Source organism: Trabulsiella odontotermitis (assembly GCF_001188485.1).
GTDB classification, from domain to species: Bacteria; Pseudomonadota; Gammaproteobacteria; order Enterobacterales; family Enterobacteriaceae; genus Trabulsiella; species Trabulsiella odontotermitis_A.
Map to the genome: position 1 here is coordinate 1 of NZ_JNGH01000043.1, position 9,272 is coordinate 9,272.

The 9,272-nt window shown below is 55.4% G+C and carries 12 protein-coding genes and 3 pseudogenes; 12 read left to right on the top strand and 3 right to left on the bottom strand.

What is annotated here, in order from left to right; translation table 11 throughout:
* The 9 genes and pseudogenes from GM30_RS26525 to GM30_RS02935 form a co-directional block, all read left to right on the top strand.
* Nucleotides 1-398: pseudogene (locus tag GM30_RS26525) on the top strand (phage tail tape measure protein); the annotation flags it as partial.
* Nucleotides 398-1,753: a DNA circularization protein gene (locus GM30_RS02900; RefSeq protein WP_049847417.1), complete on the top strand. Its 1,356-nt coding sequence runs from the start codon at nucleotides 398-400 to the stop codon at nucleotides 1,751-1,753. The pseudogene GM30_RS26525 and the gene GM30_RS02900, both read left to right, overlap by 1 nt.
* The gene (locus tag GM30_RS02905; RefSeq protein ID WP_049847418.1) at nucleotides 1,737-2,957 is read left to right on the top strand and encodes a phage baseplate assembly protein; all 1,221 of its coding nucleotides are present in this window, start codon (nucleotides 1,737-1,739) and stop codon (nucleotides 2,955-2,957) included. The genes GM30_RS02900 and GM30_RS02905 overlap by 17 nt, the downstream gene beginning before the upstream one ends.
* A 2-nt stretch (nucleotides 2,958-2,959) precedes the next feature.
* Nucleotides 2,960-3,619, top strand: coding sequence for a phage baseplate assembly protein V (locus GM30_RS02910; RefSeq protein ID WP_049847419.1), 660 nt, complete (start codon nucleotides 2,960-2,962; stop codon nucleotides 3,617-3,619).
* Between the two features lie 53 nt (nucleotides 3,620-3,672).
* Nucleotides 3,673-4,023 carry a phage GP46 family protein gene (locus GM30_RS02915; protein WP_049847420.1) on the top strand — a complete coding sequence of 117 codons (351 nt, stop codon included), beginning with the start codon at nucleotides 3,673-3,675 and terminating at the stop codon, nucleotides 4,021-4,023.
* A complete protein-coding gene (locus GM30_RS02920) occupies nucleotides 4,023-5,093 on the top strand; it encodes a baseplate J/gp47 family protein (protein WP_049847421.1) in 1,071 nt (356 codons plus the stop codon). The genes GM30_RS02915 and GM30_RS02920 overlap by 1 nt, the downstream gene beginning before the upstream one ends.
* Nucleotides 5,090-5,665: a YmfQ family protein gene (locus tag GM30_RS02925; protein WP_049847422.1), complete on the top strand. Its 576-nt coding sequence runs from the start codon at nucleotides 5,090-5,092 to the stop codon at nucleotides 5,663-5,665. Before GM30_RS02920 ends, GM30_RS02925 begins: the two co-directional genes overlap by 4 nt.
* The gene (locus GM30_RS02930; RefSeq protein WP_049847423.1) at nucleotides 5,662-6,321 is read left to right on the top strand and encodes a gp53-like domain-containing protein; all 660 of its coding nucleotides are present in this window, start codon (nucleotides 5,662-5,664) and stop codon (nucleotides 6,319-6,321) included. The genes GM30_RS02925 and GM30_RS02930 overlap by 4 nt, the downstream gene beginning before the upstream one ends.
* A gap of 1 nt (nucleotide 6,322) precedes the next feature.
* Nucleotides 6,323-6,757, top strand: coding sequence for a tail fiber assembly protein (locus GM30_RS02935; RefSeq protein ID WP_049847424.1), 435 nt, complete (start codon nucleotides 6,323-6,325; stop codon nucleotides 6,755-6,757).
* Here the strand turns inward: GM30_RS02935 and GM30_RS02940 are convergent.
* The 3 genes and pseudogenes from GM30_RS02940 to GM30_RS28155 all read right to left on the bottom strand — a co-directional run.
* On the bottom strand, nucleotides 6,729-7,139 hold the full coding sequence (locus GM30_RS02940; RefSeq protein ID WP_049847425.1) for a tail fiber assembly protein: 411 nt from the start codon (nucleotides 7,137-7,139) through the stop codon (nucleotides 6,729-6,731). The genes GM30_RS02935 and GM30_RS02940 overlap by 29 nt on opposite strands.
* Nucleotides 7,139-7,324, bottom strand: coding sequence for a hypothetical protein (locus GM30_RS25960; protein ID WP_155483908.1), 186 nt, complete (start codon nucleotides 7,322-7,324; stop codon nucleotides 7,139-7,141). The genes GM30_RS02940 and GM30_RS25960 overlap by 1 nt, the downstream gene beginning before the upstream one ends.
* 62 nt (nucleotides 7,325-7,386) lie before the next feature.
* A pseudogene (locus GM30_RS28155) lies at nucleotides 7,387-7,836 on the bottom strand (glycine-rich domain-containing protein); the annotation flags it as partial.
* Nucleotides 7,837-7,883: 47 nt separating this feature from the next.
* On the opposite strand from GM30_RS28155, the gene GM30_RS02950 reads away from it, so the two are divergent.
* From GM30_RS02950 to GM30_RS02960, 3 genes and pseudogenes are all read left to right on the top strand, one after another.
* Nucleotides 7,884-8,438: a recombinase family protein gene (locus tag GM30_RS02950; protein ID WP_049847427.1), complete on the top strand. Its 555-nt coding sequence runs from the start codon at nucleotides 7,884-7,886 to the stop codon at nucleotides 8,436-8,438.
* 33 nt (nucleotides 8,439-8,471) lie between these two features.
* Nucleotides 8,472-8,669, top strand: a complete 198-nt coding sequence (locus tag GM30_RS02955; protein WP_049847428.1) for a hypothetical protein — start codon at nucleotides 8,472-8,474, stop codon at nucleotides 8,667-8,669.
* Nucleotides 8,670-8,782: 113 nt separating this feature from the next.
* Nucleotides 8,783-9,272: pseudogene (locus GM30_RS02960) on the top strand (type IV secretion protein Rhs); the annotation flags it as partial.

Sequence of the window (9,272 nt, forward strand, 5' to 3'; positions counted from 1 at the left end):
GCAGCGAGGAACGCTGGGCGGCCATCAGGGCGAAATACCCGCAGGAGGTAATTGATGCGGCGCGCGAACGGTATCAGCCGTGGTATCAGTTCGGCGAGGGGTACTCCACTGAGAACGAAAAATGGATCCAACAGTATATGGCCGACGAGCAGAACAGTGCGCGTGGGGCCAGTATCAACCCGTCTCAGGTTCTGCCTGCAGCCACACCTGGCGGGAACGGGGAGCCAGCACCAGCAGGACAGAGCGGGACCTCGTCACAACCGGTACCGCCGGTGATTCAACCCGCGCCGCCGGTGGACATTACCACGCAGTTGATTCTGGACAGTCAGGTGATAGCCGAGATCGTCAACCGCTACAACGTCCAGGACGGGAACCGTGGCACAGGAGGACCTAATTAATGGGCTGGGCTGAAAACCTGCAGAACGCCTCGTATAAGGGCGTTATTTTTGACGTCACAAAAACCCGTGAACAGAATGGCCGTGATCATGCCGAGTACACCTATCCTCACGTTGACGGTGGCGACCTGAAGGACCTCGGCCGTAAACCCCGCCAGTTCAGTCTGACTGCGATTTTGTGGGGGGATTCCTACGAATACAAGCTGCAGCAACTGACCGCCGCGCTGGACGAACCCGGTGGCGGTGAACTGATTCACCCGATTTACGGTTCTTTCCCGTCGGTTCTGGCGCTGGATTACACCGTGGACCATGATGCGGAGAACCCGGACAGTTGCACCGTCGAGCTGAGTTTTCTGGAGAACAGGACAGGAACGGCCCTGTTCTCCACTGCCCTTCCTGAAATGTTCGGCAGCTCGTTGTTCGACAAACTGGATGCGCTGACCAGCAAGGTCGCGGATTTTTTTGCCGCTGTTACGGCCCCTTTAAACACCGTTAACAGCCTGATTAAACGTGCGAGGATCGTCGAGTCCACGCTGATGAACACCCTGCTGACGTTTGATGATGACGTCTCGCACACCACGGCGCAACTGACTTCGCTTGCCGGAACGCCAGGCCAGTTTATTCAGGAACTGAGTGAGGTTCTGGAAATCCACACTGCCAATGTGGCCAGCGCCGTTCCCGCCCTCGCGGTATCAGTGGTTGAGACAGTCACCGGGCAGACCAGCAGCGAGGAGCCAGAGGTGGCCAGTTCGTCGACCGTTGCGGTCAACTGGAACCGGATTGTGTCCGATATGGACGAGCTGGTCACACTGCCGGAATCGTTTATCAGCGGTGATGTGACGCCGGAAATCCCGTACCCGACTGACGCGTCGCTGGCTGATGTGCAGGACGTCAGGGCGGCGTATGCAGTTGCGGCCGTCACGGAACTTGCCAGCGCCGCGACCGCTATCCTGTCCGATGACGACCAGTCGGCGCAACTGACGCCGGATAGTATTGAGCAACTGGTCGACGACGTCAGGACGCGTATCCAGTCGACAATTGACCTGTTACGGATCCGCTACGAGCCTGACCGCGAGCTGATAACTGAGACCTCATCGCCGGTCGGGATTGCCTGGCTGGATCTGGTGGAAGACCTGAAGACTGTGGCGCTCTCGCTCCAGGATTTGGGGCTGATGGTGCTGTCCCGCCGTCCTCCACTTATCCGCCGTCGCGTTGATGCCGACAGTTGCCTGTTGTTGCTGGCGCACCTGTGGTACGCCGACTACAGCCGTGTCAGCGAGCTGGTGCGGCTGAACCCGCAGATCAGCGAACCTAATCGCATTACCGCCGGGATGGTCCTGAATGCCTACGCAAAATGAAGACAAAGACAAAGAGAAAATCAGTCTGGTTATCAACGGGAAGGCGCACAGTGACTGGACCAGTTACAGCATTGACAGCGATTTCCTGAAACCCGCCGACGGCTGGCAACTGATGCTGGGTCTCCCGGATAAGGCCTTTCCGAAAGAGGTTGTCCGGGGAGCCGCCATTAAGCTGCAGGTCGGTGGCGAAACCGTACTCAGTGGCCGGATTGACAGTGTTGGCCGGGTCGTGTCACGCAATAACTATTCGCTGTCCCTGACCGGTCGTGATGATGCGGGGATCCTGGTTGACTGCGCCGCCCCCATTTTCAGCGCGAACCAGCTGACGCTGGATGAGGTTATCGAAAAAATAGTCCGGCCACTGGGGATACGTAATATCCGCATCCAGGCTGACAGTGCCCCGCGTAATGACAAGGTCACGATTGAGCCGGGAATGCGGGCGTGGGATGCACTCGCCAAAGCAGCAGCCGGTCGCGGTCTCTGGCCGTGGATGGATCCAGATGGCACGCTCGTAGTCGGTGGCCCGGATTATTCTGCTGAGCCGGTGGCGACACTGGTCCTCAAAAACGACGGGAAAGGGAACAACGTGCTGGAGCTGGAAGACAGGCGGTCAATTAACGGTTGTTTCTCAGAGCTGACTGCGCTGGCGCAGGGACACGCCAGAACAGCGGACAGTAAAAGCAAGAGCACCGCGCCGCTGCCACTGGATATCTGGAACGATGACGGCAGCGTTAAATTGCTGGCCAGTGATTCCGGTCAGGACCAGAACGGCACCACCGGCACTAATGATATGAGCACAAAAGTGACCGACCCCACCGTGGATTATTACCGCCCGCAGATAATTACTATCGGGGATACGAACAATCAGGAACAGGTCGACTACCGGGCTAAAAAAGAGATGAGCGACGCACGTCTGAGCGGGCTGGATATCTCTGCAAAAGTCCCGGGGCACAGAACGGCTGACGGTGTGCTGTGGGAGCCGGGTCAGCGGGTACGTATCATCAGTGAGCCCCACGGGTTTGATGAGATTTTTTTTCTGATGGGACGACAGTTCACCGGTGGACGACAGGGGCAACAGACCAGCCTCAGGTTTAAAGAGGATGAGGTCTGGATACCTGACGCGTTCCCGCGTGACCGCAAGCGCCGCCACCGCCGTGGCGGGAAGAAGAAGCGCAAGAACGATGTGGCCATCGTCAGGGTGTGATCATGTGGAATAAAGTTAATCAGCGCATCAGGGAGGCCGGTCAGGGGATACGACAGGCGTTCCGCGCGGTACTCACGGCGACTAACAGCGCAACAAAAGTTCAGTTGCTGCAGCTCGTGGGGCTAAAAAATGAGGGGCTGGACGGTGCGGAGTATTTTCAGCACTACGGGTTTACGTCTAACCCGCTGCCCGGTTCAATGGGGATCGTCATTCCACTGAACGGGAGTACGTCACACTCGGTGATCATCGCGACAGAGCACGGGACCTACCGGCTGAAGGCACTGAAGCCCGGAGAGGTGGCGCTGTACACTGACGAAGGGGCCAGTGTCGTGATGAAACGCGGTCGGATCATCGAGACAACCTGCGATGAGTATATTGTTAACTGCAAGACCTATACGGTTGTGGCTGAACAGAGTGCTGATTTTACCACGCCACAACTGACCGCCAGCGCCCAGGTCATCGCACAGGGTAAAATTACCGGCAATGGCGGGATGGCGATTAAGGGCGGTGGTGAAGGCGGCTATACCGCGACCTTCGAGGGCGGTGTTAATCATACCGGCGGGACATTTGATTCCGTTGACGTCACGATTAACGGCGTTAAAATCGGTCCTCATATCCATAACACACCAGACGGCCCGTCTGGTCCGCCAATAAATGGCTGATCGCTGAACCTCCTCAGCCGCTCACCAGTGGTCCACGCTGCCACACTGGCAGCATGGACCAGAATATCTCTCCCGTAACCGGCGACTATACCAACAGCCGGATTTACTCACTACAGAACGCGGTTTACCTGCGCCTTGAAACCCCGCTGGGCAGTTACTGGGCCGACCCGTTGATGGGGTCCCGGCTCCACGAGCTGAAGCGGGAAAAGGACGTCAGTCGCGTTTACGTTCTGGCCAGACAATACACCGAACAGGCACTCCAGCCGCTACTCGATGACGGGCGGGCACAGACCATCACCGTTGATACTCAGCGCTGGAAGACCGGCTGGCTGTATCTGTTGGTCACTGTCACAGATGCCGCCGGCAACCCGCATAAATTCAAACACCCAGTGAGGATCCGTTAATGACGTTCCCGGTTCCGACCGTAGCAGACAGCACCGCCCGTCAGTTGCGTGATATTCAGAACGCACTACCCGACGAGAATATTGATACCGGCACGGACAGTGATTACGGTGTCCGGGCTAATGCTGTATCAGGTGTGGCCGATGGCCTGTACGCATACCAGGGGTGGATTGTCCGCCAGATATTTGCGGACAGCGCTGATACTGAATTCCTCGAACTGCACGCCGGAACCCGCAACGTCCGGCGCAAACAGGCCACGGCCTCATCCGGTACTGCAGGTGTTACCGGAACTGCAAACAGCATCCTCCCCGTCGGCGCGCAAATCAGGGCTGAAGGCGTCAGTGTTGCCACGACTGAAGAGGCGACCATAGGTGCGGACGGTACCGCCGTCGTCACCGTTGAAAGCACCTCCACCGGTGCGGCCACGAATACAACGGTCATCACTGCCGGGACGCTGGTCAGCCCGCCGGAAGGTATCAACAGCGCCGTGACGATCAGTCTGCTGACAGGTGGTACTGAGCAGGAACTGGATTCCAGCCTGCTGGCCAGATACCTGGACATTCTGCGCCGGCCACCAGCGGGCGGGAATAAACACGATTTCAAACGCTGGGCGCTGGAGGTTGACGGTGTCACGTCAGCCTATGTTGAACCGCTCCGGCGCGGGCTGGGGACCGTTGATGTGGCCATCACGTCAAATAACGATCTGGCCCCACAGGAATTGATAGATACCGTTCAGGCGTACATTGACAACATTCGGCCGGTTACAGCCAAAAATACGCTGGTATTAACTCCCACTGAAAAGATTGTCGATTTCGTGGTTCAGATTAAAACCAGCGCCCTGACCATTGCCGATATTAAACCTGAGATCCAGTCAGTCATTACGGATTTTCTGAACCGTATTGAGCCCGGGCAGGAACTGACAATTTCTCAACTGGAAACTCAAATCAGCCTGATATCGGGTGTGGTGGACAGGAAAATCATTTCACCGGCAGCCAACGTACAGGCAATTATTGATGCAACGACGTGGGAATGGTTACGGGTCGGGAATATCGACGTGGAGCCGCTGGCATGAACACCCTCAATCTGCTCAGGGCGCTACTCCCGCCGGTCAGTTATGACCCGAACGGGAAATACCTCTCCGCTGAGCTGCAGGCTGAGGCCAATTTGTTTGATGAGGTTAAAGCCTCTGCCGCCCGTGCGCTGGGATCCGTTACACCGTTCTACGCCACCGTGACCCTGTCAGACTGGGAACGTATCTATGAGATCACACCACGGGAAGGCGCGACGCAGCAGGAACGCCTGCAAAAAGTCCTGTTCAGGATGGCGCAGACAGGCGGGCTGTCCATCCCTTATTTCATAAACCTTGCCGCCGTGCTGGGTTACAAAATCACTATCACTGAACCGCGTTCGTTCCAGGCTGGTATCAGCAGGAGCGGGGAGCGTCTTTATATTGATGACGTTCGCTGGGTCTGGCAGGTCAATATTATTGGCTCTGAGACTCCACGTTACCGGTTCAGAGCCGGAGCGTCAGCGGCAGGAGATCCGTTGCTGACGTACGGTGAGCCACTGGTTGAGGCGGCGTTCGTGGATTTGAAGCCCGCGTATACCTATTGTTATTTCACGTATGAGGATGACGACGAATGAAACCGTTGATGCCACCTATTGGGACTGCTGACAATTTATTTATCGACGGGGATCCTTCTCAGGGTACCGACGGGACAATTGTAACCGCCACCTGGCTTAATAACGTTCAGGGGTCAACCCGGGATGTGCAGCAGGAATTGATTAGTATCCTGACCGCTGCAGGTCTTCAGCCAGACGACGACAACCTGCAGCTGTTGACAGCATTAAAAGCTCTCATGCTTAGCCGAAAAAATCCGTTTGCGGATATCGCTGCTGACGGCGCAGCTGCGAGAGCGACTGCTCTTGCAAACCTTCAATTAGGAGAAGCGGCAAAACGGGCTGTTGGGACTGGCGTTAATCAGATACCTGATATGGGAAGTTTTGCATCTGGCACCGGTACAAATTCGGTGTGGTTTAAATTTCCGAACGGCATGATTGTTCAGGCTGGTTACGTGGTTACCTCGGCGTCTGCGGCAGTGACCGTCACGTTCCCGACTGCGTTTCTGACCAGCCCGACCAGCGGAGGGGTTGCCTATTCGTTAACCCCGACAACGGCGGGAAATATTATCGCCTGCGCTACCGGCTCGACACTGACCGTTATTAGCGGCGTGCGAACGTTCAACACGTCAGGTGCTCAACAGGCGAACGGTGTATTTTGGATAGCGGTAGGGAACTAATATGAGCCAGATATATTATTTTTCAGCCACAAATAACGGGTTTTATGCTCAAAGCCTGAAAGACTCTGTTTACTCTCCCGCTGGGGAGTGGCCCGCTGATGCGGTCGAGTTGAGCGAGGATGATTTTAAAGTCTACAGCGGACAAGCGCCTGAAGGGAAAATTTTGGGCTCGGCAGCAGGCGGCATTCCAGCCTGGGTTGATATTCCTCCACCAACACCGGAAGAGGCTATCGCGGCAGTTGAGCAGAAAAAAACGGAATTACTGGCGACAGCACAGTCCACAATCATTAACTGGCAGAGCAAATTACTGCTGGGAATTATTACTGACGATGAAAAGGCCAGCCTGATAGCATGGCTGGCCTACATTGACGCTCTGAATGCTGTTGATACAACCAAACCTGACTGGCCTACACCTCCGGGGGAACAGGCCAGCTAATATCCGGTGCGCTGGAGGTGTCGATAGCCTCCAGCGCGTCCAGATAATCCAGCCACAGATTGTACTGCGCCAGTTCGTCACCGCTCAGTCGCCCAATCGCGGCTTTACCGGGCCACTGCTTGTTATTGATATACGTGTTAGCCGCCTGAATCAGTTCTTCTTTCGTGATAGTGGCTTCCTGAATCAACTGCTCTTTGGTCTTTTCCGGCTCTGGTGGCGGTGTAAACGTCGAGCCGTCGTAACTCCAGCCAACGCCAGCTACAGCGCCATCCGTGATAGCAATCAGCTCGCCATCGAGCCCATCGACAAATCCGTTATCCTCACCGTCCCACACGATAACGTTAGTCACCTGGCCGCTTTTAACTACTGCATACTCGCCCATTACGCGTACTCCTGAACAATAACGATACCATCACCACCGCGACCACCGGCATAAGCCACGTCTGCAGCGTTGTTACCACCGCTTTTCGCGCCGCTTCCGCCCGCGCCAAACGACTTGGCATCGTTTCCAGCTCCGGCTGAGGTGTGGGATCCGCCACCGTCACCAAATACTGACCGACCGCCCATTCCTGCTGCGGCTCCTGCCAGNNGTTCATTCGAACCGCGTAAATAAACGACCCGGCATAACCGCTTGATGTGATGTTCGCACCAGTCACTGTAGGGGCTACGGCGCCAGAGATACCCGTCATATTTACTACCGAACCAGATCCCATCACTCCTCCACCCAGGCCGCCGTCAGCGGACATAAGATTACCAAACGAGGTTGTTCCCCCCTGACCACCTATAGCACCAACACCAGGTGTTCCCCCAGCTCCGATAGTGACTGCGTAACTCTCAGCCTGGTTGTCAATTACTGATTTCCCATAGCATCCCTCCGAACCACCGCCACCAAGGCTGCAGTTTCCGGCTGTCGCAGCCTGGCTTCCGCCTCCAGCACCACCACCGCCGATAACCTCAACGACCATTATTTTCGTGCCAGGCGTCGGGACATACGTACCACTAGTTTTTATTACCTGGTAACCAATCAAACGCCCGACAAAACCGTTTGTTACTAAACCAACATTTCCGATAATGATCATTTATTGATCAAATGGCATTATTACCGCTTTTAAAAGGGATTTAAAAAGTGCTTATAGGCTATGTCCGCGTATCAACAAATGACCAAAATACTGCGCTCCAGCGTAATGCTCTGGTGTGCGCAGGATGTGAGCAGATTTTTGAGGACAAAATTAGCGGGAAAACCGCTGAGAGACCGGGATTAAAGAAACTGATGAGAGCCCTGTCGGCTGGCGATACGTTAGTCGTCTGGAAGCTGGATCGGCTCGGAAGAAGTATGCGGCATCTCGTCACGCTGGTTGAGGAACTACGATCGCGAAATGTCAATTTCCGCAGCCTCACAGACAGTATTGATACCTCATCCCCGATGGGACGCTTCTTCTTCCACGTCATGGGCGCACTGGCTGAAATGGAAAGGGAATTGATTATCGAACGTACCAGAGCCGGGTTAGCAGCTGCACGTGCTGAAGGGCGAATCGGAGGACGACGCCCTAAGCTATCGCCTGAGCAGTGGGCGCAGGCTGGACGGTTGTTAGCGGCAGGTGAATCTCGACAGCGCGTCGCTATTATTTATGATGTTGGGGTGTCGACGTTGTATAAGAAATTCCCGGCAACTGCTGGTTAACTGTAACGGGCATAAATTCAGAGGAGAATCACGATGGATTTTGATGAGGAAAAGATGGAGGTCTATCACGATGTCTGTTGGGTGATTGGGCGTGCCGTCGTCATGCTAAAACAAACAGACCAGCCGGTAACTGTGAACAGTATTAACCTGATGCTGCAGGCGCATTCTGACCAGAATGACGATGAGTATCTGTCAAAAATTTATTCAACGGCAAAAAAAGTGATGGAGTAAATCCATAGCTACAATCAATTCTGGACTGTCCAAAATCTCGAATTTTTGACCGCTGCGGCAGTCCAAAATTGATTTTAAAACAGTCCAGGAAATTTCGCCGCGCTACATCGGGTATGGAAATCCGGACTGGTGATGAAAACGGCCCCGGGACCGCTGTCCGCCTTACCACGTTCATGCACGATGCGGGCGGCAGGCTGATCCGTCTGCTGACCGAGCAGGGGACGGCAGGTGAGGTGAGTTATCAGTGGGATATCCTGAATAATATCACTGAGACCGTCATGCCGGACGGGCAGCGCCTGAGCTGGCTGTATTATGGTGCCGGACATGTATCAGCCATCCGCTGCGACGGACACACCATCAGCGAGTTTGAGCGTGACGCCCTGCATCGGGAAGTGAACCGGACTCAGGGCGTGCTGACACAATACCGTGAGTATGATGTGACGGGACGCCGTGTGTGGCAGTCGGCCAGTCGCCAACAGACTGCACCCGGCACCCCGATGCCGGGAGATATCTGGCGGCGTTTCACGTACGGGCAGAGCGGGGAACTGACCGCCACCTCCGATTTTATCCGTGGTAATCAGTATTACGGTTACGACGCGGAAG